General features: G+C 42.8%; 27 protein-coding genes. 12 read left to right on the top strand and 15 right to left on the bottom strand.

The features are described 5' to 3' along the window. Positions 1-152: 152 nt before the first annotated feature. On the top strand, positions 153-908 hold the full coding sequence (locus tag B9Z54_RS02485; RefSeq protein ID WP_113926944.1) for a uracil-DNA glycosylase family protein: 756 nt from the start codon (positions 153-155) through the stop codon (positions 906-908). A gap of 397 nt (positions 909-1305) precedes the next feature. Here the strand turns inward: B9Z54_RS02485 and B9Z54_RS02480 are convergent, their stop codons facing one another. The 3 genes from B9Z54_RS02480 to B9Z54_RS02465 form a co-directional block, all read right to left on the bottom strand. Next, positions 1306-1689, bottom strand: a complete 384-nt coding sequence (locus B9Z54_RS02480; RefSeq protein ID WP_481747769.1) for a hypothetical protein — start codon at positions 1687-1689, stop codon at positions 1306-1308. Positions 1690-1716: 27 nt separating this feature from the next. Next, positions 1717-1926, bottom strand: coding sequence for a helix-turn-helix transcriptional regulator (locus tag B9Z54_RS02475; RefSeq protein WP_113926997.1), 210 nt, complete (start codon positions 1924-1926; stop codon positions 1717-1719). Between the two features lie 715 nt (positions 1927-2641). Further along, positions 2642-3166 carry a helix-turn-helix domain-containing protein gene (locus tag B9Z54_RS02465; RefSeq protein ID WP_113926942.1) on the bottom strand — a complete coding sequence of 175 codons (525 nt, stop codon included), beginning with the start codon at positions 3164-3166 and terminating at the stop codon, positions 2642-2644. 158 nt (positions 3167-3324) lie between these two features. Here B9Z54_RS02465 and B9Z54_RS02460 point away from each other — a divergent pair, with 158 nt between their 5' ends. Then, a complete protein-coding gene (locus tag B9Z54_RS02460) occupies positions 3325-4368 on the top strand; it encodes an ATP-binding protein (protein WP_113926941.1) in 1044 nt (347 codons plus the stop codon). Positions 4369-4412: 44 nt separating this feature from the next. Here B9Z54_RS02460 and B9Z54_RS02455 read toward each other — a convergent pair whose 3' ends face one another. The 6 genes from B9Z54_RS02455 to B9Z54_RS02430 form a co-directional block, all read right to left on the bottom strand. Then, complete coding sequence (locus B9Z54_RS02455; protein WP_113926940.1) at positions 4413-5369, bottom strand: calcium/sodium antiporter; 957 nt, start codon at positions 5367-5369, stop codon at positions 4413-4415. Positions 5370-5511: 142 nt separating this feature from the next. Then, entirely contained in the window at positions 5512-5820 is a 309-nt protein-coding gene (locus B9Z54_RS02450; RefSeq protein ID WP_113926939.1) for an antibiotic biosynthesis monooxygenase family protein, read from the bottom strand. Next, positions 5820-6776, bottom strand: coding sequence for a siderophore ABC transporter substrate-binding protein (locus B9Z54_RS02445; RefSeq protein WP_113926938.1), 957 nt, complete (start codon positions 6774-6776; stop codon positions 5820-5822). Before B9Z54_RS02445 ends, B9Z54_RS02450 begins: the two co-directional genes overlap by 1 nt. Positions 6777-6937: 161 nt before the next feature. Further along, entirely contained in the window at positions 6938-7696 is a 759-nt protein-coding gene (locus B9Z54_RS02440) for an iron ABC transporter ATP-binding protein (protein WP_113926937.1), read from the bottom strand. Further along, positions 7693-8646 carry an iron chelate uptake ABC transporter family permease subunit gene (locus B9Z54_RS02435; RefSeq protein WP_113926936.1) on the bottom strand — a complete coding sequence of 318 codons (954 nt, stop codon included), beginning with the start codon at positions 8644-8646 and terminating at the stop codon, positions 7693-7695. The genes B9Z54_RS02440 and B9Z54_RS02435 overlap by 4 nt, the downstream gene beginning before the upstream one ends. Continuing rightward, positions 8639-9589, bottom strand: a complete 951-nt coding sequence (locus B9Z54_RS02430) for an ABC transporter permease (protein ID WP_113926935.1) — start codon at positions 9587-9589, stop codon at positions 8639-8641. Before B9Z54_RS02430 ends, B9Z54_RS02435 begins: the two co-directional genes overlap by 8 nt. A gap of 638 nt (positions 9590-10227) precedes the next feature. Here B9Z54_RS02430 and B9Z54_RS02425 point away from each other — a divergent pair. Continuing rightward, entirely contained in the window at positions 10228-10671 is a 444-nt protein-coding gene (locus B9Z54_RS02425; RefSeq protein WP_113926934.1) for a S1 domain-containing RNA-binding protein, read from the top strand. Positions 10672-10805: 134 nt separating this feature from the next. After that, positions 10806-10973, top strand: coding sequence for a hypothetical protein (locus tag B9Z54_RS25140; RefSeq protein WP_187444335.1), 168 nt, complete (start codon positions 10806-10808; stop codon positions 10971-10973). A gap of 546 nt (positions 10974-11519) precedes the next feature. Here the strand turns inward: B9Z54_RS25140 and B9Z54_RS02420 are convergent. Then, positions 11520-12050 (bottom strand): helix-turn-helix domain-containing protein, encoded by a 531-nt coding sequence (locus B9Z54_RS02420; protein ID WP_113926933.1) that lies wholly within the window; start codon positions 12048-12050, stop codon positions 11520-11522. A 228-nt stretch (positions 12051-12278) separates the two neighbouring features. Here B9Z54_RS02420 and B9Z54_RS02415 point away from each other — a divergent pair, with 228 nt between their 5' ends. The 3 genes from B9Z54_RS02415 to B9Z54_RS02405 all read left to right on the top strand — a co-directional run bounded on the left by B9Z54_RS02415 (position 12279) and on the right by B9Z54_RS02405 (position 14821). After that, positions 12279-12680: an anti-sigma regulatory factor gene (locus B9Z54_RS02415; RefSeq protein WP_113926932.1), complete on the top strand. Its 402-nt coding sequence runs from the start codon at positions 12279-12281 to the stop codon at positions 12678-12680. A 205-nt stretch (positions 12681-12885) separates the two neighbouring features. Then, positions 12886-13992, top strand: a complete 1107-nt coding sequence (locus tag B9Z54_RS02410) for an aminopeptidase (protein ID WP_113926931.1) — start codon at positions 12886-12888, stop codon at positions 13990-13992. Positions 13993-14269: 277 nt separating this feature from the next. Continuing rightward, positions 14270-14821 carry a flavodoxin family protein gene (locus B9Z54_RS02405; RefSeq protein ID WP_113926930.1) on the top strand — a complete coding sequence of 184 codons (552 nt, stop codon included), beginning with the start codon at positions 14270-14272 and terminating at the stop codon, positions 14819-14821. A gap of 171 nt (positions 14822-14992) precedes the next feature. Here B9Z54_RS02405 and B9Z54_RS24605 read toward each other — a convergent pair whose 3' ends face one another. Continuing rightward, on the bottom strand, positions 14993-15133 hold the full coding sequence (locus B9Z54_RS24605; RefSeq protein WP_162785058.1) for a hypothetical protein: 141 nt from the start codon (positions 15131-15133) through the stop codon (positions 14993-14995). A 181-nt stretch (positions 15134-15314) separates the two neighbouring features. Between B9Z54_RS24605 and B9Z54_RS02400 the strand changes: the two genes are divergently transcribed. From B9Z54_RS02400 to B9Z54_RS02390, 3 genes are all read left to right on the top strand, one after another. After that, positions 15315-15788 carry a DUF2243 domain-containing protein gene (locus B9Z54_RS02400; protein WP_113926929.1) on the top strand — a complete coding sequence of 158 codons (474 nt, stop codon included), beginning with the start codon at positions 15315-15317 and terminating at the stop codon, positions 15786-15788. Then, positions 15778-16578: a cytochrome c oxidase assembly protein gene (locus B9Z54_RS02395; RefSeq protein WP_240189766.1), complete on the top strand. Its 801-nt coding sequence runs from the start codon at positions 15778-15780 to the stop codon at positions 16576-16578. The genes B9Z54_RS02400 and B9Z54_RS02395 overlap by 11 nt, the downstream gene beginning before the upstream one ends. A 77-nt stretch (positions 16579-16655) precedes the next feature. Then, complete coding sequence (locus tag B9Z54_RS02390; RefSeq protein WP_113926928.1) at positions 16656-17204, top strand: YhcN/YlaJ family sporulation lipoprotein; 549 nt, start codon at positions 16656-16658, stop codon at positions 17202-17204. A gap of 249 nt (positions 17205-17453) precedes the next feature. On the opposite strand, the gene B9Z54_RS02385 is transcribed toward B9Z54_RS02390, so the two are convergent. The 3 genes from B9Z54_RS02385 to B9Z54_RS02375 form a co-directional block, all read right to left on the bottom strand. After that, entirely contained in the window at positions 17454-19166 is a 1713-nt protein-coding gene (locus tag B9Z54_RS02385; protein WP_205207653.1) for an ABC transporter ATP-binding protein, read from the bottom strand. Between the two features lie 191 nt (positions 19167-19357). Then, a complete protein-coding gene (locus B9Z54_RS02380) occupies positions 19358-20296 on the bottom strand; it encodes a TRM11 family SAM-dependent methyltransferase (RefSeq protein ID WP_113926926.1) in 939 nt (312 codons plus the stop codon). A 341-nt stretch (positions 20297-20637) separates the two neighbouring features. Further along, the gene (locus B9Z54_RS02375; RefSeq protein ID WP_113926925.1) at positions 20638-20838 is read right to left on the bottom strand and encodes a cold-shock protein; all 201 of its coding nucleotides are present in this window, start codon (positions 20836-20838) and stop codon (positions 20638-20640) included. A gap of 579 nt (positions 20839-21417) precedes the next feature. On the opposite strand from B9Z54_RS02375, the gene B9Z54_RS02370 reads away from it, so the two are divergent. Continuing rightward, entirely contained in the window at positions 21418-21636 is a 219-nt protein-coding gene (locus tag B9Z54_RS02370) for a YuzF family protein (RefSeq protein ID WP_113926924.1), read from the top strand. Between the two features lie 11 nt (positions 21637-21647). Then, positions 21648-22544, top strand: a complete 897-nt coding sequence (locus B9Z54_RS02365; protein WP_113926923.1) for a manganese catalase family protein — start codon at positions 21648-21650, stop codon at positions 22542-22544. A 585-nt stretch (positions 22545-23129) separates the two neighbouring features. Here the strand turns inward: B9Z54_RS02365 and B9Z54_RS02360 are convergent. After that, complete coding sequence (locus B9Z54_RS02360) at positions 23130-25373, bottom strand: bifunctional diguanylate cyclase/phosphodiesterase (protein ID WP_240189765.1); 2244 nt, start codon at positions 25371-25373, stop codon at positions 23130-23132. Positions 25374-25427 lie beyond the last annotated feature (54 nt).

The raw sequence follows: 25427 nt of genomic DNA, 5'->3' as shown, positions 1-25427 counted from the left end.
AATAGATTTGCATGATAAATTTTAGAAGGTTATAACGAGTTGGTTTCCATTCTTTTGCATGCGGCGTTTTTTCAAGAACACGCCCGTCTTTGAAACACTTACATTTTGGTTATACTGGAATGAGTATTTTCATTATGGAGGAGGTCTATTAATTGAAGCCGAAACTGCCTGCCTATCTTCCATCCATCGGTTCGTTATCCCTGCCCTTGAAGAAAGAAACCCTGTTGACCAGGGAGTTTCTCATAGAGAAATCCGGAAATATCGAAATGTATTATGCACCGCATAATGAATACATAAATAGAGAAGCGAAAATCGTGCTGGCTGGAATTACCCCCGGCTGGAAGCAAATGTTATCGGCTTACGAAGAAGTTCTTAAAGGGATTGAAATGGGGAAAGCTACAGAAATCATCCTGCAGAATACAAAAAAAGCAGCCGGATTCTCAGGGCCCATCAGAAAAAACCTGACTGAAATGCTAGATCAATGCGGTCTGCCGGAAGCCCTTGGCATCGAAAATTCCCTGACACTTTTTCAAGAGAACCGCCACCTTTTACACACCACTTCTATTATTAAATATCCTGTGTTTATCTCAGGAAAGAATTATACGGGGCATCATCCTGCAATCGATCAATCCTCCCTCCTCTCCCGGTATGCTTATCAAGAGTTTGCAGAAGAACTGAAGCATATCGAGACTCAAGCTTTGGTCATTCCACTGGGAGTAACAGTAGAAAGGGTTTGCCGGAAGCTTCTTGAGAAGGAGGCTGCTCCAGTCCATTCTTTCTTGTTCGGATTTCCGCATCCTTCGGGAGCAAACGGCCACAGGTTAAAGCAGTTTCATCAAAATAAAGAGGAGATGAGGAACCTCATCGAGGACTGGCGAGGAAGAAAGTCTAAAGGCACCTGCAACTAGTAAGCGGCCGGTAGTGAAAATCTAAAATAAAGAGGCTGGGACAAAAGTAGAAAACTAATTGATGCAAGTAGAAATCATCGAAAATAAAACCGCATGAGATTAAGGTAATATACTTGATTTCATGCGATTCATTTTTGTTATTAGGCTCTTACCTTAAAGATGTTATTTTTTAGATTAGGTTATCCGCCAGTTCCTGATCGCAGGCGGATTGGAGCGGAAGGTGTGCGACCTCCTGCGGGACTAGCGGGACAGGTGAGACCCCGCAGGCAAAGCCGAGGAGGCTCAGCGCCCGCCCCGCGGAGTCGTGCACCTGGAGCGGAAATCCTTTCTTTATACTCAGACACATTTTTTTGAAAAGAGCTTTTTATAAGGTTTTGTCCCAGCCTCTTTCACAGGATCAGTACCGCTTTGATAAGAATACAAATGATAAAAACACTGTTGAAATGGTCAATGTCGCCAGCAGGCTGACCGTCTGATAGCCGGTTAAATCAATCACATTCAATTGAAGGAGCGGCATCAGGATGATCATATAGCTTAAGATAAAAAAGTAGCTATAAAACATTCCCCTTTCCCTGATTCTCTTCGTACGTTCATCATTCTCTTTAAATTGCGGATATAAATAAGAAAGACAGAAGCACATAACCGTCGTGCTTACAATAACCAGTTCGTGGCCGACAAAGAACGCTCCTGTTGAGATACTCGCATAACCCATCAACAAACCGAAAAGCAAAAAGAGAATGCCATTAAAAAAGAAAAACCTTCTGCCTGTTTTACTGCTCATCTGCATATTAATCTCTCACTCCCATTATTAAAAACCTACTTTTTTCTTCCTCCACCAAAAAACTTCTTCTACAATTGTGTTAAAACATCGGGCTATTTGAATCGCCAGGGGCAGTGAAGGATTGTAACGCCCCTTCTCAATCGAGATAATCGTCTGCCTGGACACGCCGAGTTTCCCAGCCATTTGCTCCTGAGATATTTTGTTTTCCTGCCTTAATTCCTTCATGCGATTTTTCATAATTGCTGACATCCCTCTCTCTCCCCCATCTTAACGTAAAGGACCCTTTACTGTAAAGTGTCCTTTACAGTAGTGTTCTGCTTGTTTATTTACAGGATGACCTAATCACTCAGTAAGAAATAAATCATCCCTCCTGATTAACATTTTCCTGAAGAGGATAAGTCACCGCAGCCTAATAGCGAAGGAAGGTTACCCTTGACTTGAATCCCAATGGAGAAAACAAAGAAGGCGAGTTGAAAGTGTATGTATAATGTGTCTAAAATCAGAATCCAAAAACCGGCAAGTGAAATTTTCGAAGCTTTTGTTAACCCTGTTTTAATCGGGAATTTCTGGTTTTCATCAAGTTCTGAAAGATGGAAAGGTTATCACTTTAAGATATGAAGAATGACGCCCAGGGAGATATAGAGGTACTTGATTATCTTTGTTTGGGCTGAAAACCATATAGTAACAATCAGTTTTATGAAGGAAGAGAGTGGCGGCACAATCGTGGAAGTCAATGAAGAAGGATTTAATTAAAATAACGAAAACCTTATCAGCCAATTACTGGACAATAAGGAGGTATGGGTATATATGCTTACATGCTTGAAGGGATACATGGAGTTTGGCGTCAACCTTACAGCTTCATTAGTTAAGTGAGACTCAAAATTACAAGCGGACTATAATATCCATTGTCATTTCCCTTGTTTCTCCAGCAGTCCTCCTTCGCAGTTGCAAGCTATTCCAGTTCTGTGGAGGAGGTCGCCACGCCAATGATCTGATCGTCATCATTCCTCAGCGGCTGTGCGAAGACATCATAGGACAGGGATCCATTTGATAACGGAAAATCTATCTTCCTGCGCACAGAAGCCTTCAGGTCCAGTACATCCTGCTTTAACTTTTCCAAAGACCGTGTGCCTTCATTATCATCGATTTCTGTATCTGTTTTTCCTATGACCTTCTCAGGTTCAAAATCAGGGTGAGGATTATAAATCCAGGTATATTTGAGTGAGGTATCGCAGTGAGCCAGAATCATGGGTGAATTATTTAAGGAGAAGTAAAAAGGATTTTCATCCATTGAAAAGGCAGAATAATGAAATTCCAGGATATTTGCTATTTTCTTGGCGACATCTTCACCAGGCTTTCGCTCCCCATTTTCAATTTGTGCATAATAAGAGCGGTCAATAAAAGCCTGTTCAGCGACCTGTTTTTGAGTATAATTTCTCTCTTTTCTCAATGTAATCAACCAAGATCTTTTGGGCATATAGCAAACAACCTTTCCATTCATTCAATAATGTGGCTATTAAGCCACACTTTAGATTATGTATTTATACTAATTTATAGTCACGTGGCATTTTTGCCACAATCAACCGGCATTCCCATCTCTTCCATACATGGTAAAATATAGTCGGAGGGGATTTAATGAGCAAGCTCTTCGATTTTTCCCTAGTTAACGATAAAAGTACAGATGCAAAAGTTATACTGAACTCCGGAAGTATAGTATATGCAAACCGGGCTTTCATGCGCCTTCTTGGACTTCAAGAAGAAGTAATCGGTGAAAACATTCTTACGTTTTTTCATCACCCGTTCAGAGAGCTGGGACTATCTCATTTGTTTAAGATAAAGAATGGCGAGATGTCATCTTTCACCCAGCATAAAATGGCTCGTTTTGACAACCAATTAGTCGACGTCGAAGTCATAACTGCTCCTTTCATCCATGACGGTGATATTTTGGTCCAGGCAGTCATCCGGGACTTATCTTCTGTTAAAAAGAATGAAGAACTACTTCGGCAGTCCGAAAAGCTTTCTCTTGTAGGAGAACTGGCTTCCGGAATTGTCCATGAAATCCGCAATCCGCTTACTGCAATGAAAGGCTTCCTTCAATTGATGAGAAGCTACCCCCAAACCGAATACATCGAAATAGTCCTGGAGGAACTGAAGCAGATAGAAGAGATAACCAATGAATTATTATACTTTTCCAGACCCCAAGAAGCTCATTTCAGCCAATTAAATATAGTGGATATCGTCAGAGAAGCCGTCAATTTTTCAAGTGCACAAGCGTTCAAGAGGAACATTAACATCGAGTTAGAAACGCTTGAAACTTACATCGGGATAACTGGAAGCAAGACACAGCTAAAGCAGGTCCTCCTTAATATACTAATAAACGGGACTGAAGCTATTAAGAACAATGGCAGAATCAGCATACTTATAAAAAAAGACAGTCGAAATGTATACATCTACATAAGAGATAACGGCAGCGGTATATCAAAAGATCATTTAAGCAAAATCGGACAGCCATTTTTCACCAGCAAAGAAAAGGGAAATGGTCTTGGATTGATGGTCTCCTTCAATATCATCAAGAAACATAATGGCGCTATTCATATTGATAGTGAAGAAGGCCAAGGAACCACTTTTATGATCACACTGCCCCTGGCCTCTGAAAAAGCCCTCCCTCATACACCTTAAGGGAGGGTGATTTCTTTAATCCAGCGGCCATTAATTCCACTTCTTCAATTCCGGATGATTATATATACGGCATATGCCAAGTAAGCAATAACAAGGAAAGACCCTTCCCCTTTTCCGACTTTAAAGCTTGTTCTTGAGAAGATGAGCAGAACTCCTGTTAGGATGATCATCAGTACTACATCGATGAATATTTTGCTGTCGACTGCTAAAGGAGAAATGACCGATGCAGCACCCAAGACAAATAAGATATTAAAAATATTGCTGCCCACAATGTTACCAATCGCTATATCAGCTTGCTTTTTGATAGCTGCTGTTATGGAGGTTATCAGTTCAGGCAGGGAAGTCCCTACAGCGACAATCGTCAACCCCACCAGTGTCTCACTCATACCGAACGACAGCGCGATGTCTGTCGCGTTATTGACTACGATATCTCCCCCAAAAATGATTGCAGCAAGACCGGCAATAGTCAGCAGAGTATTCTTCCCCCATGAAACCGGTTCTGAAGCCGTCTCTGTCTCCTTAATCCCGTCTCTACTTTTCCTTGCAACCTCAAAAATATAGTAGAGAAAAATCGAAAAGAATAACAGCAGGATGAACCCGTCTCCTCTGCTGATGAAATTTTCATTCAGAAATTGCAGGCTGATATCACTAATGACAACCAGCAAAGTGATACTCGCGACAAGGGTGAAAGGAATCTCTTTCCGAATTGTTTCATTTTCTACTTTCAACGGGTTGATCAATGCCGTCAATCCCACAACTAGCGTTATATTGAAAATGTTGCTCCCGACGACATTCCCCAAAGCCACTCCAGCACTTCCATCCAGAGCAGCAGCTATACTGACGGTGGCTTCAGGAGAACTTGTTCCAAACGCCACGATGGTCAACCCGATTAATAATGGCGACACTTTAAGTGCCTGGGCAATCTTTGAGGAACCCTCGACAAAGAAATCCGCTCCTTTGATTAATAAAGCGAAACCGATGATTAGAAAAATATACGTCATTACCTTTCTCCTTTCAGAATAATCATTTACTATCAGTTTACCCCTGCTCCATAAAATATCACATTTACTTTCAATAGGAAGAGCCTGCCCTGTAAAGGCAGGCTCTTCCTATTGAATTATATTCCAATGAAAATGCCGGTAATCATTTTTCTGACCTGACATAATATACATTTTGTCCGGAATCAATAATGTGGTCCGGTTTTGGCTTTCCTGCGTTCGCTTTGTGGCCAGCGATATGCTCCGGACTCTTCTCCCAGTTTTTCCACGCCTCTTCTGACTCCCACTGCACCAGGACCAGGACTTCTTCATCTCCGCGGCGGACTTTCTTCTCAAGTACTTTGAAGTCAATGAATCCAGGCTGTTTTTCAATGAGGCCTTCACCAGAGAAACGTTCTATGACCTTAGAAGCCGCACCTTCTTTTACAACAATCCTCTTAACTTGATAAAACATTACAGTCCAGCCTCTACGTCTTCAACCATTTGCTTCACAGATTGAAGTCCGCCGCCGGAAAGGTACCAGTGGCCGCCGTTCAAATAATTGATTTTTCCATTTTTATAAGCGTCTGTTTTTTGAACAAGTTCATTCTCGAAAGAATCTTTCACACTTGCATTTGGATCAAATGCAGCATCACGATCGATCACGAATAGTGTGGCAGGGTTCTTTTCCACAATGTATTCAAAAGTTACGTTTTGTCCATGTGTTGATTTTTCGATGCCTTCAACAGCTGCTTTGAAGCCGAATACATCGTGAATGATACCAAAACGTGATTCCGGTCCATAAGCACTTACTTCACCTTCATTGCCCATGACGATCAATGCTTTATCTTCTGTTGCTTCCGCTTTTTCTTTAATAGAATCGATTTTCGCCTGAACTTCTTCAAGTTCTGTTTTTACTTCTTCTTCTTTATCAAAGATCTGCCCAATCGTCTCCATGTTTTTAGTGAATGATTCCATGTAGTTAGAGTAATCAAGGCCCATGTAAACGGTTGGAGCGATTTCAGCATATTCATCATACATTTCTGATTGACGTGCTGAAATGAAGATGACGTCCGGCTTCATCGCATGGATGGCTTCAAAATCCGCTTCTTTCAAACTTCCTACGTTTGTATACTCTTCGCCCGCATACTTCTCAAGGTATGGCGGGATTGTAGCTTGAGGAACACCCGCTACTTCAACACCTAGCTCATCCAATGTATCCAGAACACCAAAATCGAAAACAACTACTTTTTCAGGATTTTTCTCAAGTACTGCTTCACCCAGTTCATGTTTGATCGTCAGTTCAGAAGAAGCTTCTTCTCCCTCACCATTTGCACTTTTGACATTTGATGCAGTCTCTTCTTTTGAACCGCAGGCAGCAAGCACCAGCAGTACTGAAAGCATGATTGTTAACAATGACCATTTTTTCATAATATCCATCTCCTTAGGTTTGATTAAATTTTTTAGTAAGTGTTAATAAACGGTGTTGTGTTTAAACGGGTATTTGATTTTCGTTCCAGACGCACGACTCCGCGGGGCGGACGCTGATCCTCCTCGTCTAATAGAAATCAGCAGCTATTTATACTGCAACATCATTTAAAATAAACACAAATCCTGCAGTCGTTCATTTCCTGTATCGGGATATCCATTCCGTAAATTTCTTTCAGGGCTTCGGTCTGGATGATCGATTCGGTCGGCCCTTCTTTGACAACCTTTCCATCCTTCATGGCTACAATTCTGTCGGAATAGATGGAGGCAAAATTGATATCGTGCAGGACGACGACAACTGTTTTCCCCAGTTCATCCACGAGCTTCCGCAGCATCTTCATGATTTGGACAGAGTGCTTCATATCCAGATTATTCAGCGGTTCATCCAGCAGGATGTAGTCGGTATCCTGTGCAATGACCATGGCGATGAATGCCCTTTGCCTTTGCCCTCCCGACAACTCATCCATGAACCGATTCTCTAATTCACGAAGATTCATGTAGTCAATTGCCTGATCTACAAATTTTTCATCCTCTTGTGTCAGACGCCCTTTAGAGTATGGAAACCTGCCGAACGAGACAAGCTCCTTCACTGTGAGCCTCACATTCATGAAATTGGACTGTTTGAGGATCGAAACCCTTTTGGCCAGATCGTTGGACTTCATTTTGTTCACGTTGTCATTATCAACTAGAACTTCACCGCTGTCACTGTCCATCAGGCGGCTGACCATCGATAACAGGGTAGACTTTCCTGCACCATTTGGACCGATAAAAGAAGTAATATTACCCCGTTTGATGATGACGTTGACATCTTCAACGACTTTTTTCTTCCCATATGATTTCGAAAGACCTTTTATGCTTATCATGACGATCTGCTCTCCTTCAGTAATAAGTAGATAAAGTAAATTCCGCCTATAAAGTTCACAATGACACTTAGTGTCGTAGAGAAGGTAAAGATCCTTTCCACAACCCACTGCCCCCCCACCAGGGCAATGATGCTGATGAGAATTGCACCCGTTACCAGGGAAGTGTGTTTGTAGGTGTTAAAGAACTGGTAGGATAAATTCGCGACAATCAAGCCAAAAAAGGTGATCGGACCCACGAGTGCAGTCGAGATCGCAATGAGCACTGCTGAGATGACGAGCATCCTTTTAACCAGCTTGTCATAAGGAACTCCCAGATTCACTGCAGTTTCCCTTCCAAGGGAGACAACATCCAACTCGCTCATTGACCGCCACCCTATTGCAGTGGTGATTCCAACCAGCAGCAGGGACAGCCAAACCAGTTCCTCACTTACATTATTGAAACTGGCAAACATTTTATCTTGTATACTGAAGAATTCGTTGGGATCGATCAACACTTGCATAAAGGTGGAGATCGATCCAAAGAAAGTCCCCAGGATGATTCCTACCAGCAGCAGAAAGTAGATCGGCTGTTTCCTTTTATGGAAGAACAGTTGATATAACAGCAGGGCAAAAAGGATCATGACCGCTGTCGAGATGAAAAAGTTCACCTGTTTATTGATGACCATGACACTTCCCGAGCCCAGGAAGAAAATGATGACCGTCTGAATCAGCATGTAAAGTGAATCAAGTCCCATAATGCTCGGAGTCAGGATCCGGTTATGGGTAATCGTTTGGAACACAACCGTTGAATAAGCAATTGCGGCGGCAGTCAGTACCATGGCAAGCAGCTTGATCCCCCGCCTCGGCAGGGCATAATCATAGCTGCCATTCAACTCATAAAACAGATAGAGTCCGCAAAGTGACAGGGCCACAACAATCAATATAGTAAACTTCCAGAAATGATTACGCATATGCCTTCCTCCTAAATAACAAGAACAGGAAGATGGCGCTTCCAATCACCCCGACCATTAAACTGATCGTGATTTCATATGGAAAGATGATGATACGGCCCAATATGTCGCAGACGAGCAGGAAGACCGCTCCCAGCATGGCTGTATGCGGCAATGTCCTCTGTAAGTGGTCTCCCTTATAGATGGAGACGATATTCGGTATGATCAATCCGACGAACGGAATCATCCCTACCGTAAGAACCACGGATACTGTGATGAGAGCCACCAGGACAAGACCCGAATTCACGACACTTCGGTAGCCCACACCCAGATTCTTTGAAAAATCCTCTCCCATACCCGCGACGGTAAACCGGTTAGCATAGAAATAAGCAATGATCATAATGGGGATACTTATGTATAGCAGTTCATACCGGCCCTTCATTATCAGCGAGAAATCTCCTTGAAGCCATGCTGCCATGTTCTGAATCACATTGGATTTGTAAGCAAAGAATGTCGTTATGGAGGAAAGGATATTCCCAAACATCAGCCCTACAAGCGGAATAAAAACGGCATCCTTGAATTTGATCCGGTCAAGTATTTGCATAAATAAAAATGTGCCGGCAAGCGCAAATACAAAAGCGACGATCATCTTCTCAATCATGGAAGCATTCACGAACAAGATCATTGAAACCAGAATACCTAGTCGTGTGGCATCCAGCGTCCCGGCCGTTGTCGGTGAAACAAATTTATTCCTGCTCAAGCTTTGCATGATCAATCCAGCAATACTCATCCCGGCTCCCGCAAGAATGATTGCAGCCAATCTTGGCAGCCTGCTGATGAGGAATATTTGTGTTTCTTCAGAATGGATATCCAGCAAATCCATTGGCGTTATGCTGCTCACTCCTATAAATAATGACAGAAGCGACAGCAAGATGAGTGCAGTCAGAAGGTATCTCTGTTTCATGGTAAATCCCCGAAACTTTCATTGAATTTGGGATACCTGATACTGATATTGAAAATCATTATCATTTAACCCAAACCTATAATACTTCTAATTGATAATCATTGTCAATGTCTAATTGAAAATAATTATCACTATTTTTACAAATAGTTCCTTGGTTGGATAATCCAACTTTCTTCTTAACATAGATTCCCTTTCTCCCCTAACCTCATAATTAACGGAGCCGTCCAGGTTATCTCACAGACCGAATCGGATTCAGTTCAAGCACCACGTCAACAATTTCAAAACTTGATCAGACCTGTAAGTCCCTATTCCCCTTGTGTGCCAATAGAATTTCACACCATGTCAGTCGATAATATCTTTATTGCCCAATTATTCTCAGACAGGTTACAATACATCCAAAGTTTTCGGTCCTTCCCAATCCAGTAAAGCTTGTGGCTTAAATGGAATCTTCCTCCTTATATAGAGGTCCCTGGTAAATAAGTGTTAATCATAATCTCAGCCTGCTCTAAGCGGCTGGCCAATCGGGGGAAGGCTAAAAATTTCACCATCTAATCACATAGCCATGAAACACCATTAGATATTATGTGATATATTTGTTATAATAAAGTGTTGTTACAATTATTAAGGGGGAACTTTTTTTGGCAATCGAAATAGGCAGCAAGGTTAAAGGTAAAGTAACTGGTATCACTAATTTTGGGGCATTCGTGGAATTACCCGAAGGCTCAACCGGTCTCGTGCATATCAGTGAGGTGGCGGACAGCTATGTTAAAGATGTTAACGATCATCTTAAAGTAGGCGATGAAGTTGAGGTTAAGGTAATTAGTGAGAATGCGGGCAAAATTGCCTTGTCAATCAAAAAAGCGGTGGATAAACCAGAAGGATCAACTTTCACTAAACGACCTCCGCGCCAAGGAAGAGACGGCAGACCAAATAAAGATTTCCGCTCAAAAGGAAACTTCAAGCCTAAAGAATCTTTCGAAGATAAAATGGCTAAATTCCTCAAATCCAGCGAAGAAAATCTTACGTCACTGAAGCGCAATACGGAAACGAAACGCGGCGGCAGAGGCGGAAGACGCGGTTAATCTTCATTTGATGCACCACAGAATAGACAGAGGCAAGCATAATCGGCTTGCCTTCTTTATTTCTCCTCTTATCGATTTTCAACAGTAAACTTGCCAATGGCTATCAATACCAATAAACACGAAAGGATGAGATCATGGGTAAATGTCTATTCAACGTAGGGGATGAAGTCAACATTAAATCATCTAATGAATCTGTCACCATCATCAAATCACAATATGTTAAAAACATGAAAAGATACTCATACATCGTAAAAGAGTATCCCACTACTTTCTTCTTTGAAGAAGAATTGGTTAAACAATAAGAGACAAACATCCCCGCTGCTGCTGCATCGGGGTTTTTTTCTCTTTTCTTCATGTTTAGATTTTTATAGCAGCTTCTTTTCGCAAAGCTGTTTCCGCAAAAAAATGTTGCTGTCTTAAAAGTAATGGATTTCCGCTCCTTCTACGAAAATGGTGGATGAGGATAAAATAGCCTTTCGCAAAGATTGTTGCTGGGTATTAAGATTCAGTAAGGTGACTCCACATTTCATCCGAAATATTCATGCAATCAAGAAAGAAAAGAGCTTCCTCAATTAAAAGGGAAATGCTTAAGAAGCGGGATAATATTACACGGGCCACGAAGGAAACCTAACTATGAAAAACAGACTTTTCGGGTCACTCAAACCGCGCTCGAAGGACACCTAACATCGTAAAACGGACTCCTGGACGCCTGCAGCTAAGATCCCCCTGCCCCCCTCCCCCCTTTAACTCAATCCCAACACAAAAAAGCTTGTACTTAGAGTTCAGCTAATGATCTCTGAGTACAAGCTTTATATGCAGGGGTTCCAGGAAAACGTCAGGCACACTTCCTATTCAGATGTAATATCCATGGAAACGGTAACCACCCCGTTAATTTCTTCTCTTCCATTATGTAATGGTTCACCGAATACAACATAGGTCCTTTCACCGTTCGGCTGCTCGAAAACGATGGTTCTCTTCAGGGGACGGCCTTCCTTGATGATGAGCCTCTTTAACTCGATAAGCTCTTCAATGCCCTTTGCCAAGCCAAGTTCTTCATCTGTTTTGCCTATAGCTACTTCTGATGAGAAAGCAGCATGAGGATGATGAAACCACGTATACCTGAGGTTCAGGTCACAGTGAGCTATGATGACCGGTGCGTTTCTCAAAGCCAGTCCAAACGGTTCGCTTCCTTTTGCGATGAAAAAACGGGAGGGGTCAATATCGAACGTTTCGGCTATTTTGGCAGCCACTTCAAAGCTTGGGTTGCGTACCCCATTCTCTATTTGAGAATAATAAGCTCTGTTGATGTATGATTCAGAGGCCACTTTTTCCTGGGTCAGCCCCTTCGCTTCTCTTAATTGTTTGAGCCATTCTCTCATTTTGCTCACCCCACTAAAACTTTCTCCAAAAAAGACACATTTAGAAAGTGGCTAGTTTGCTACATAGGTTTAATGGAAGATTCCTTATGTTAACCTTAGTTTAATATACTGTTCGTGCTCACACAATACGACTCTTTTCACCAAAAAATAGTAGTTTATCCCTTTTTACACTGTGGTTTCCAAAAGCTCATTGACTCAATCATTTGATTTATACTTAGGAGGGATAAAATGGAAGCGTTGGCAACGATAGTTATCATGGATGTAAAAGATATTGCGGCAGCCAGAAATTTTGCGCGGAGCTTTGCAAAAGAATTTGGTTTCAGCACAGTTGATCAGACAAGGATTATCACGGTTGTCAGCGAATTGGCCAGAAACCTCTATTTATATGCCAACCAGGGGCAGATCATCCTCTATAAGCATCAAAATTGTACGCGAACCGGAATCAGGATCTATGCTGCTGATTCAGGGCCAGGAATCATTGATATTCAAAAAGTGATGGAAATCGGATACTCCACTTCCGGCGGCTTGGGTGCAGGTCTTCCTGGTGTAAGGAGAATCATGGACGAGTTCACTATAAGTTCTTCTTCAGAAGAAGGTACAAAAATCGATACAGTTAAATGGCTTCGTTAAACCCCTTACCACACTCCCTTTTATAATCCCTGAGGCAAGATCGACCGCCTCTGCTTTTCTTCGTCTAACGTAATAACAGAGTATTAATAAAATATATATTCCTTATGAGTTCATATGCTAGAATTGAAGAAGATCACAATTACTTTCGACAGACATCCAGCTCTAAAGCGGGTGTTCTGTTTATTCATTCAAGGGGGTTAGAAAAATGGACTCAAGGATACATACTCTCGCAAAAACAGTTGTCCGGTACTCCCTTAATGTCCAAGAGGGGCAGAAAGTACTGATTGAGGCTCTGGATGTCAGCGAGTACGATTTTATTGCTCCTTTCATGGATGAAATTTTCAAAGCAGGCGGACAGGTTTTTTTCGAACAAACTGATTATAGAATCAACCGCAAGATGATGCTCTCCGGAACCAAGGAACAATTTGAGGCGGATGCTGAACTTAAGCTGGGGCAGATGAAAGAAATGGATGCTGTCATCCTTATTTTAGGGGAAAATAATATCTCTGAGTTCGCTGATATCCCTTCTGAAAAAAAGAATATTTACCGCCAGGCCTATAAGCCTGTCAGCGATGAACAATTAAAAAAGAAGTGGGTGCTGTTCAATATCCCCACTAAAGCATACGCCCAGCTGGCAGAGATGAGTACGGAAGCCTACACCGATTTTCTTTACGAAACCTGCACAATGGATTACAGTAAAATGTCCACTGCAATGGATCCGCTAGTCAAGCTGATGAACGATACAGAAAAAGTAAGGATTTTAGCACCCGGCACAGACCTTTCCTTTTCCATAAAGGATATACCAGCCATCAAATGTGACGGCAAGATTAATCTTCCAGACGGGGAAGTCTTTACAGCCCCTGTCAAGGATTCTGTAAATGGCCAAATAACATTCAATACTAAATCCAACTATGCTGGACAAACATTTTCTAATATCAGGCTAACCTTCGAGAACGGCAAAATCACTGACTGCGAGAGTGATAATAACAAGAAACTGATCGAACTTCTCGATTCAGATGAGGGAGCCAGGTTCATCGGGGAATTCGCACTGGGGATCAATCCCCATATCAACCAGATCATGAATGACATCGGTTTTGATGAAAAAATCAACGGAAGCCTCCACCTTGCTCTTGGTGAAGCATATGATGCAGCCGATAATGGAAATAAGTCCTCCATCCATTGGGATATCGTCTTAATGATGAAGCCGGAATTTGGCGGCGGGGAAATCTTTTTTGACGATGTGCTCATCAGCAAAGACGGCCGGTTTGTCATCGACTCACTGGCTGGATTGAATGCCGAGGAATTGCTGTAAAACAGAAGTTCATTGGCATTTTTAAAATTTCTGCCCCGCGCAGACATTAAACTCTCAGAAATCTTAAAGAGGCTGGGACAAAACCTTATAAAAAGCTCTTTTCAAAAGAATGTGTCTGAGTATAAAGAAAGGATTTCCGCTCCAGGTGCACGACTCCGCCTACTATCAGGAACTGGCGGATAGACTATGTTATTTTTAAAAAGTATCCCGAACTATTGGAAACAGAATGGGCTTTTTGAAATATACTACATAAGAGCAGAAAGAGGAGTGTATGCTGATGAAGACTTTAGCTTTGTTGGGGAGCACCAGGAAGAACGGCAATTCGGAGTACCTGGCAAACAAGATTCTGGAGGGAACCGATCATACAATCGTATCTTTAGCAGATAAAAATATACAGCCGATCACCGATATGAGACATACAGAAGAAGGCTTCTCTCCGGTAAAGGATGATTATGAAGAATTGGTTCATTTGATGTTGGAGCATGACGTCCTGCTGTTTGCCACTCCCCTTTATTGGTATGGAATGAGCGGTCCGATGAAGAACTTTTTTGATAGGTGGTCCCAGTACCTTCGCGATGAGCGTTTTAATCTTAAGGAAGAGCTGGCAAAGAAAAAAGCATATGTTGTCATAACTGGCGGAAGCAGCGCAAATATTAAAGGACTGCCTTTGGTACAGCAGTTCAATTATATTTTTGAATTTGTTCATATGGAATTTACGGATTACCTGATTGGTGCCGGAGTAAGGCCGGGCGACATATTGAACGACCTTCCTTCCTTGAAAAAAGCAGAACGATGGAATAAGCAGTTCAGGGACGCAGAGTTTCTTTAGGATGGCTTTCCTGATGCCACCAGATTTTAAAAAATTAATAAGATAGCAAACAAATAGACGCAAGTCTCCATGGAGGGATTTGCGTCTATTTTTGGGCTTTTCTCCACATAGACATTCAATCAAAAAGCCTCAATTTTATAGTCCAAGCAATTTCAATTTTCATGGAAAAGCTTAGCCCCCAAACCAACTCTGGGCTTTTGCCCGTTCCTCTTCCTGGATCACATTTTCCTTATCGTCAAACGTCTTCCTCGGCCGCAATAAATTAGCGATGATTGAAAAGAACAATATCAATCCAAATGTCCACCATAACATGGGTCAGTCCTCCTTTTAGGTTTCCTACGGATGAACTTCTGTTTCAGTTGATGTAATTGTGTTTATTTTACCATAAATAAGGTAATTATTCTGTAAATTATAACATTTAGGGTGATGCCAGCCTTTAAATTCCTTTTATGTTGGACAAACTGTAAAAAGATAACTTTTGGAGGGAGTATTTATGAAACGGACTAATTTATCTCGAAACCTGATATCGGGGATCTTCTTTGGCTTGGGGCTGGCTGCGTTTGTGGATGAGACGGTATTTCACCAGCTTCTTCACTGGCACCACTTTTACGATAAATCGACTACCGCCATGGGGCTTGTTTCTGATGGATTGTTTCATGCCTTCAGCTGGTTCGCGACAATAGCTGGATTATTCATGTTGGCCGACCTTCGCCGCAAAGGTACATTCTGGTTAAAGAGATGGTGGGGCGGGATGCTCCTGGGAAGCGGCGGCTTTCAATTATACGATGGAACCATCCACCATAAAGTTTTGAGAATCCATCAAATCCGCTATGTGGATAACGTGTGGATATATGACTGGGTATGGAACATCATCGCCGCTGTCCTGTTATTGGCGGGAATTATAATCACAGCCAAGACACAGAAGGAAAACAAAGAGAAGAAAGGAGAACTGGCAAATGGCCAATGAACATATCCATCATGGGGGCATGGGCGCTGGAAGCTTAGCTGCTTTGATGGCAATTACTGCAGTGATGCTAGTTTACGTGTTTGCGGTTAAACGGTCCAACATGAAGTACAGCCGCTGGCCGGTTCATCGGATGTTTTTTTGGATTGCCGGATTGAGCTGCGCTGCTGCCTCTGTCATTGGGCCGATCGCTGAACGCGCACATTCCAGCTTTACTTATCATATGGCGGCCCACTTGCTGCTGGGTATGCTAGCTCCTCTTCTCATTGTTATCTCGGCTCCGCTTACTCTGGTTATGAGAACACTGAATGTCAGAATGGCAAGGCGTCTTTCATCTATATTAAAAAGCACTCCCGCAAGGCTTCTGACAGATCCTGTTACGGCTTCTCTGCTCAATATGGGCGGGTTATGGATTTTATATACGACCGGCCTGTACCAGGCAATGCATCATAATGGGTTTTTGCTTGTTCTCATCCATATTCATATTTTTCTCGCGGGATACCTTTTTACAGTTTCCATGGTTACTTTTGATCCCGCGCCTCACAAGGCTTCTTTTTATTATCGTTCTGTAGTCCTGGTCCTGGCCCTTGCGAGTCATGGAATTCTAGCTAAGTTTCTTTATGGAAATCCTCCTCCCGGGATAACGGCGGGAGACTCGGAGACCGGTGCCTTGTTGATGTATTACGGCGGAGATGCGATCGATATGGTCATCATTTTTCTTTTATGCTTGGAGTGGTACAAGAACCAAGCGCCACATAGGTTTGGGAAATCTAGCCCCGCCAGAAGTATATAACTTTTTTAAAATATGCATAGTTTTTCATTTTCCTGCAAAATCTATCCTTGAACAATATTAGATTTGGAGGGAAAATCATGAAACGTTTTAAAGGGTTAACAGTGGTTTTGGCCGGTTTGTTCCTGATGGCAGGCTGCGGCATGGCGAATGGAGGAAACGAGGCAGGCGAAGATAATAACAATCTCCAGCCTGAGAATGTCGGCTACAATAATGGAAATAACGCCAATGATATGAATGGCCCCTATAACAAAGATAATGGAATGTCCGGCGACAACATGAATAACGGCGAAGGAAGAATGGAGTCGTCTGAAAAGGCAGCTAAAAAAGTGAATGAGCTTAAAGAAGTCAAACAGGCGAATGTCATCATGACAGAGAACAATGCTTTTGTTGCCGTCATGCTTGAAGATAACTCTGAAGGTGAAGTAACAAAAGACGTCGAGAAGAAGGTTGCTAAAGCTGTAAGAGATACAGAGCAGAACATTGAGAACGTGTACGTTTCTTCCAACCCTGATTTTGTTGAAAGAATGAGGGGCTATGGAGACGACCTTCAAAACGGGAAACCTGTTGAAGGTTTGTTTGAGGAATTCGGTGAAATGACTAGAAGGATTTTTCCTAACGCACGATAAATCATAGAAAACCCTGTTTGAAATCGCTTTCGGCTATTAACAGGAGACGAAACACCGCAAGCCTGGTGACAGTCACGCCCCGGAATGTGTCGAATAATCTTGTTAAGGAAGCACCTTACCGTTGTATACGGCAGGTGCTTCTTTAATTGAGAGCGTGAAAAGGAACTGTCCCTCTTCGTCCTTTATAGCAATAAAGTGCCGCTAAACAAGAAAACTCTCTATCTGCCAGGATAGAGAGTTTCCAAGTTTCTAATGCTGATGGGCATGCAGTTTTGCGAATATCCCATCGTGATGGGACAGCAGTTCGGCATGTGAGCCGTCTTCTGCAATGCCATCTTCGGTGATGACCATGATACGGTCGGCCTTTTTGATCGTTGCCAAACGGTGGGCGATGATCAGCGTAGTTCTGTCTTTTGAAAGGTCATTCAATGCTTCCTGGATGATGGCTTCCGTTTCAGTATCAAGTGCGGAGGTTGCTTCGTCCAGAATGAGAATGGATGGATCTTTCAGGAACATCCGCGCAATCGCCAGCCTTTGTTTCTGCCCTCCGGAAAGCTTCAGTCCTCTTTCACCGATCTGGGTATCGTAGCCATCAGGAAGTGAAGCAACCAGTTCAGTCAGATGGGCTTTGCGGACAGCTTCTTCGATGTCTTTTTGTGAAGCGCCAAGTCTTCCATACGCAATATTCTCTCTCAGGGTTCCCGTAAACAAGAAAACGTCCTGCTGCACGATTCCTATATTCGCGCGAAGAGACTCCTTCGTCATATCACGGATATCAATGCCATCTACCGTAATCGCGCCTCCCTCGACATCATAAAAACGGGGAATCAATGAGCATATCGTCGTTTTCCCGGCACCTGAAGGACCGACGAATGCCACGGTTGTTCCCGCTTGAATGGAGAAGGACATATCATTGAGAATGGTGCGGTTATTTTCATAGCCAAAGTTGACATTCTTAAAGCGGATGTCTCCTTTTAGAGCAGGGACCTCCACTGCATCGGGCCTGTTTTCAATATCTGGCTCGGCATCCATCAGCTCGGCAAACCTCTTGAAGCCCGCCATCCCCTTCGGATACAATTCCAGCAGGGCACTGATTTTATCAATCGGTTTGAAAAGCACATTAAGGTAAAGAATGAACGCGACAAGCTCCCCATACGAAAGCTGATCAGAAAAACTTAGCCAGGCTCCATAAACCAAGATGACAAGCGTCATGACTCTCGTCGTTATATAAATGCCGGAAAGATTCCAGCTCATCACCTTGTACGCCTGCAGCTTCGACTTTCGAAAGAACAGATTATTTGTATTGAATCGCTCTTTTTCATATTCTTCATTGGTGAAAGATTGAACAACACGCGCTCCCGAAACACTGTCCTCCACACGGGCATTCACATCGGCAATATTGCCGTACATTTTCGTCCAGGCCGCATTCATTTTTATGTTGGAATAAGATATCAGCCAGACCAGGAAAGGAACAATAATGATTGCCACCAGCGCCAGCTTCACATTGATGGTGATCATGATCCAGAACGCCCCGATAAACGTCATGATGGCAATGAAGAAATCCTCCGGCCCATGGTGGGCAAGCTCCCCGATATCCATCAAGTCATTGGTGATCCGGCTCATGATATGTCCCGTTTTGGTATTATCAAAAAAGCGGAACGACTGTCTCTGAACATGGTTGAACAGTTCACGGCGCATATCCGTTTCAATATTGATCCCAAGCTTATGGCCCCAGTAGTTCACCACAAACTGCATACCGGAACTCATCACATACAGAGTCAATAGCCCCGCACTTACTGCCGTAATGGTAGCCCAGTTTCCATCCGGGAGGAGCTCATCAATAAAATAGGAAACGGCCAGCGGAAATCCAAGCTCGAGAAGCCCGACCAGCATCGCACAGAAAAAGTCTATGTAAAACAGCTTTTTATGAGGACGATAATAGCTGAAGAAACGCTTAATCACAGATGAACACCTCATTTTTATATTTTCAAAAATTCATACATTATGATTATACTTAATTTCGGGTGTCTAAGGAATTGTTTTTTCGGTAAAGTGGATGTCAGCTCTTTTGTTACTACGGAATAGCATCGCATGAGCATAACAGAAAGTTTATTCTTTTAAAAAGGCATCCGCCATTAAGCAGATGCTTCTCTTCACACACATAATAGTACTTCCCGCTGAAAATTTCCTTTAGTGACGACACAGCGGTCTGCTATTTTAAAGCCTGCTTGGGCAAGCACTTCGTCCACGTTTTCAATCGTGACCACCACTAACCGTTTGGTGAACCGGCGGGCACTTTGGAACATTTCCAGCTGGTCCTCTACTGTGATGACTGAACAAAGGTTATAGGGAAGATCGATAATCGCGGCATCATACTGGCCATCGACGTCTCTAATATCCCGTCTCTCCACTTCTCCCTGCAGTCCAAAGTACTCCATATTCTCCTTTACTCCCGGAATCACAAGGTGGTTGATATCACTGCCAGAAATGTCGATGCCCATTGAGAGCGCCTCGATCAGTACGGTTCCGATGCCGCAGCAAGGATCGATGACTTTCTTTCCAGCAGGATCAGGTACTGCTATATTGACGACCGACCTGGCGACCCGGGTGCCAAGTGCGGTGGAATAACTGTGGGGCTTCCACTGATGCTGCAGCCAAACGGCTTCATTTTTTACATATTCACCAAAAATCCAGCCTTCTTTATCTTCCATGACTCCGAAGACAAGCTGGGGATTGATCAAATCAGCTTCTCCCTTAAGTTCCAACCCAACTTTGCGTTCAATCTTTCGGCGCTCTTTAAAGCCAGTTTTTTCATTAATGAGAGAATCTGGTTCCTGGATAAAAACCACCTTGAAGGAGGTTTTTATCTCAGGCAATTCTTTTAGTCTGACAATTAGATCCTCAAGACTTTCCCCTTTGCAAAGCACACTTATTCTTTCTCTGATAAACGGGCTTCTGCTGGGATCAATTTTCACTGAACTTACCACAGGGCCGTACCCTGAATCAGCTTCCGGACCAAAGAATGCGCGCTTCTCCATTAAACACAGGTGTTCTTCATTTTTTTCCCAGGCATAATTGTATAGATACTTCATGGATTCCTCCTTATGTTCAATGATGCAGGTAGTAGCTTTAAGAGATATTAAAAGTTTTATATCGATTTTTCCCATAAACTATTTTCTATCGACCGGTTTTGGCATTCTATCGAACAGTTTGACTCTTTTATCAACCAACCTGCTCATTCTATCAAACGCTTATTCAAACTTATCAGCCACAATTGTCATTCTATAGACTGCCAGGCATTTTTTGACCATCTTACTCGGTGCAGCAGCCACTCCCCCGACCTAAGCCACTCGATTGACTTTGCAGGGAGATTTTAGGCAGATTTATGTTTATGGACATAAAAAAAGGACCCTCAAGAGAGTCCTTTCAGCAATTATGCTTTGTTAACGTTTGTAGCTTGAAGTCCGCGTTGACCTTGCTCTGTTTCGAAAGTTACTTTTTGACCTTCGTCAAGAGTTTTGAAACCGTCGCCTTGGATAGCTGAGAAATGTACGAATACATCTTCTCCGCCTTCGATTTCGATGAAGCCGAATCCTTTTTCTGCGTTAAACCATTTTACTGTACCTTGTTGCATGTGTATTTCCTCCTGTGTGGATATTGATCCACGATTTATTACTATTGTTGCTCAATTCATCAAGAGCGAGAAGTTCAAAACTTTCTAACTTAGCCTGACCGAACAAGAATAATTAACCTTATCATACCTTATAATTTCTCAAAAAGCAAACTTTATTTTTCCCATTCATAAAAAAAGCTCAAACACCTCCTTCAGCCCCGACCACCCGAGAAAAAAGGCGGTCTCTCCTTTTTTCTCAGGAGGTTATTTGGCCCCGAGGGGCTGGATTCAAAAACGCCACCCCAAAACTGTCCCTTTTAACGCTTTAAAGTGCGAAAGCTTCTCAAACTGCCTCTTGATGTCTAACCCATGTTCTTGTGTCATATAAATAATTGTTAAAGTTTTTATAAGGCTCTTTTCGTAAACTTTGTGGCTATTTAATACTAATTCTCCGGTATAACCTATTTAACATGAAAAGAAAAGAGCTGATTCTCCGATTAGAGTTAAACCCTTAGTACCCGGGGAAAAATCCGGCTTTTGGGATTTTTCAAAAGCAACAATGTTTGCGAATATAACCTTTTATAAAGGAGCGATGACAGCATGGATGAACAGCAAATTGCTTTTGTGAGCAATTATGATCCTTATGTTTATGAGACTTTGTCCGGGATTACCGGGAGTATGGTTGCCGTCCAGACGATCCGAGGTACCGTTTCCGGAAAGCTTTCTAATGTAATGCCGGATCATATTGTAGTCGAGTCGGGCGGATCTTCTTTCTATATCCGGACTCAGCAAATCGTTTGGGTCATTCCAAAAGGATAAGGAGGGGTTATATGTTCAAGCGCGAAAATAAGTTGTTGATCGACCTCCCCGTTCCGGAACATGGAGATCCAAATGCGGCTGCGGCTGTACAGGAGCTTTTAGGCGGAAAATTCGGGGAAATGTCGACACTGAATAATTATATGTACCAGTCGTTCAATTTCAGGAGAAAAGACAAATTAAAGCCTTTTTATGATCTGGTAGCCAGCATCACTGCCGAGGAATTCGGACATGTGGAGCTAGTATCGAATGCCATCAACCTGCTATCAAGGGGAAACACTTTTTACACCGGTGACCCCGATGTCACACCTTTGCGTGAAGGAAAGGACAGCCGGAATACCCTTCAATTCATTGCGTCCGCCCAAACGGCTTTAGCCGGCGATTCAATGGGCCGCCCCTGGACAGGTGACAATGTTTTCACCAGCGGCAATTTGGTGCTCGACCTTCTTCATAATTTCTTTTTGGAGGTCGGTGCACGCACACATAAAATGAGGGTTTACGAGATGACCGAAAATGAAACAGCCCGGGAGATGATTGGATACTTACTGGTGCGCGGCGGCACACATGTCCTTGCCTATGCGAAAGCGCTGGAGATTGTGACAGGTGTTGATGTTAAAAAGATGGTTCCGATCCCCAACCTTTCTAATCGAAAGTTCGACCATGCGCGGAAATTTGAAGACCAGGGAATCGGCAATATCCTTTACACGTGGAATGATGTCGGTGACTATGCGGATATCCGCCAGATTTGGAAAGGGAACAATCCCGAAAGCGGACAAAGGCTTGAGGTCAAAGAAGGATCGCCTAAAGGTGCACCGATTCCGAACCTTGAGGATCTGCCGGAAGAGTTTGCGCCCGGCATAGACCGTGATGATTATGAAAGGATTGCTAAACGGTTAATGGAAAACCTTTGAGGCTAACTGCAACAAAGGCAAAAAGAATGATAACGGTTTTAGTTTTTAATGCAAAAAAAGCTAATCGCCGATGCAATCAACTATGAAATAATATACATGTACGATGTAGATGTTCATAGGCGCCGAAAATTAAGTTAGATAGATAAGGGGAAAATCTCCCCTTATTTAGGAAAAAACACGAATATCAGCTTAAATAAAGGGAAAAATTCCCGCTATTAACTTGAAAAATGGGAGAAAAATAAATTTTTCTATGTTTAAGGGGAAAAATTCCCTTTAATATATCCAAAATCGTGTTGGATTTTGCATTTAAGGGGAAAATCTCCCCTTATTTTTTAATTGGTTGATTTATCAAATTAGGATAAGACTTCTAACCGATTGGACTTACTAGGTAAATGAAAGGGATTAAAATTAGCCAACATACTGTTAAAACAGTAAAACGCACTCTGAATTCATTGGGGAATTCAGAGTGCGTTTTCATATGTGGCTTAGACGTTTGCTCCTCCATGGTAAAGCCCTTACGGCAACGAAGCGGGTGCCATGCTTTAAAGCACTAAAAGCGACTCTCCCTTTTCATGCGCTGCTGCGTTAATCTGATGAAGGAAGCTGCTGCCGGGTTTTGATGTAGGCTTCGAGTTCAGCTGCTGGCAGCGGCTTGCTGTAGTAATAGCCCTGTCCGATATGGCAGGCGTTTTCCAGAAGGAAATCCACCTGTTTTGCCTCTTCCACCCCTTCGGCGATAATGGTAAAATCCATATTTTGTCCTAAATCAATGATTGTTTTTACAATCGATCCATTTTTAGAATGTTTTGAGTGGTCGATAATATCGTCCACAAAGGATTTGTCAATTTTAATATGATCGATCGGAAGAAACCGTAAGTTATTCAAGGAAGAGTAACCGGTTCCAAAATCATCGATGCTGATGGCCACTCCTAGTTCCTTCAAGCTGTGCAGTATATCGGATGAACGTTTAAAGTCCTGCATGATGCTTTCTGTGATCTCCAGCTCAAGGAGGCAGGGGTCCAGTTCGGTTTCGTTTAGGGCATTCTGTACAAAATCCACGAAGCCATCATCCAGGATCTGCCTCACTGAAATGTTGACTGCTACCGGAATGGAGCCGGCTCCTCTTATTTCCCATTCTTTGCTTTGTCTGCAGGCTTCTAAGAGAACCCATTTTCCAATCGGAACAATCAAGCCCGTCTCTTCAGCGAGAGGGATGAATTCTCCCGGTGAAACTATTCCCAGGTTAGGATGTTCCCAGCGAATCAGGGCTTCCACTCCAAGAATCATCCCGGTTTCAAGGTTCACCTTTGGCTGATAATGGAGGATGAACTGAGAGAGTTCCAGCGACTTCCTTAGCTCTTGTTCAAGCTCCATTTTTCTGAATGTATTTTGATTCAGACTTTCGTTGTAGAATTGAAAGTTATTTTTTCCCCGCTCTTTTGCCAAATACATCGCCGTATCCGCATGCTTGATCAAGGTCTCCTGGTCATTGCCGTCACCCGGGTACATGCTGATGCCGATGCTTGGTGTCACAAAGAATTCCTGTCGGGACACCTCGATAGGCTTTGCGAAACTTTGTAAAATAGACTGAGAGAGACGAGAAGCTTTTTCCCTGCTGGTGTTACTTAAAAGGATGATGAATTCATCCCCGCCCTGTCTGTACACCTCTCCTTCTTGGCCAATGACGGTTTTCAGACGTTTAGCTACTTCGACTAGCAGAAGGTCACCCGTTGAATGTCCTTTTGTATCATTGATTACTTTAAAGCGGTCAAGATCGAGAAACAGGACGGCAAAAGATGATGACACCTGGTTTTCAATCGAGTTATTCAGGCTCTGTTTGAACATATTGCGATTGGGCAGGCCTGTCAATGTGTCGTAATAAGCCATTTCCCGGATGATTTCTTCTGATTTCTTTCTCTGGGTAATATCCCTTCCCACCAATTGGATTGCTGACTTCCCTCCATATAAAATGGGCATCATTGACACTTCAACATCAATAACATCACCATCCATGCGGGCTGCTTTTATTTCAAATATCAGATTTTCCGATTCAGCAGGATCCCTGTACTGATTTGCAGATTCCCTTATCAATTGAATATCCTGCTCACCCGCAAAATCAGAAACATCCTTATTGATCAATTGAGCAGGATCTTCCATGCCCAGCACCCTGCTCCCCGCGGCATTCATATAGATGAATTTGCCATTGCGGATGACTGAGATGATATCCGGAGACATTTCAACGAGGCTGCGGTATTGGTCCTCACTTTCCTTTCTGTCCGTGATATCGAACAATACACTGGAAAAATAAATGAGATTTCCTTTATCGTCCAAGGTGGGGATTCCCCTGTCTTGGATCCAGCGCACATTTCCATCCGGCTTGATGATCCGGTAGGTACTGGTGCATGAACGACCCGCCTGAATCATTTCCTGTCTCGTCTCCTGGATGGACACATCATCAGGATGAATGACCTTTTTCCACAACAAATTATCTTTATAAAATTCCTCTTGCTTTCTTCCATATAATTTTTCAATCCCCGGAGTGATCAGCAGTTTGTCAGATTTCAAATCGTGCGACCAGATGGCGACATCAAGGGATTCAAAGATGTGGTTCAGCTTCTGATTGCTCTCCCTCACTTCTTTCGTCGCCTTGAAAATCCCTTTGAACATAAAATAGACCAATCCTAAGGTAGTAATGGTTAGTGCCACCTGCATGATCAAGTTCGGAAAACTTTCCACTGGAAAATACAATCCCAGGATCAATTGCAGGACCTGAATAAATATAACGATGATGACAATATTCTTAAATGAAGTGTTCGTTTGATAACCCACTATGTTGACTCCCATATGTAAAGTATTATGATGATAACCAATGCTTATCAATAA

It is taken from the genome of Bacillus sp. P14.5 (genome assembly GCF_003316765.1).
Taxonomy (GTDB): Bacteria; Bacillota; Bacilli; order Bacillales; family Bacillaceae_B; genus Rossellomorea.
Note: the sequence above shows the minus strand (reverse complement) of the source record. Positions and strands in the feature narration are given on the sequence as shown.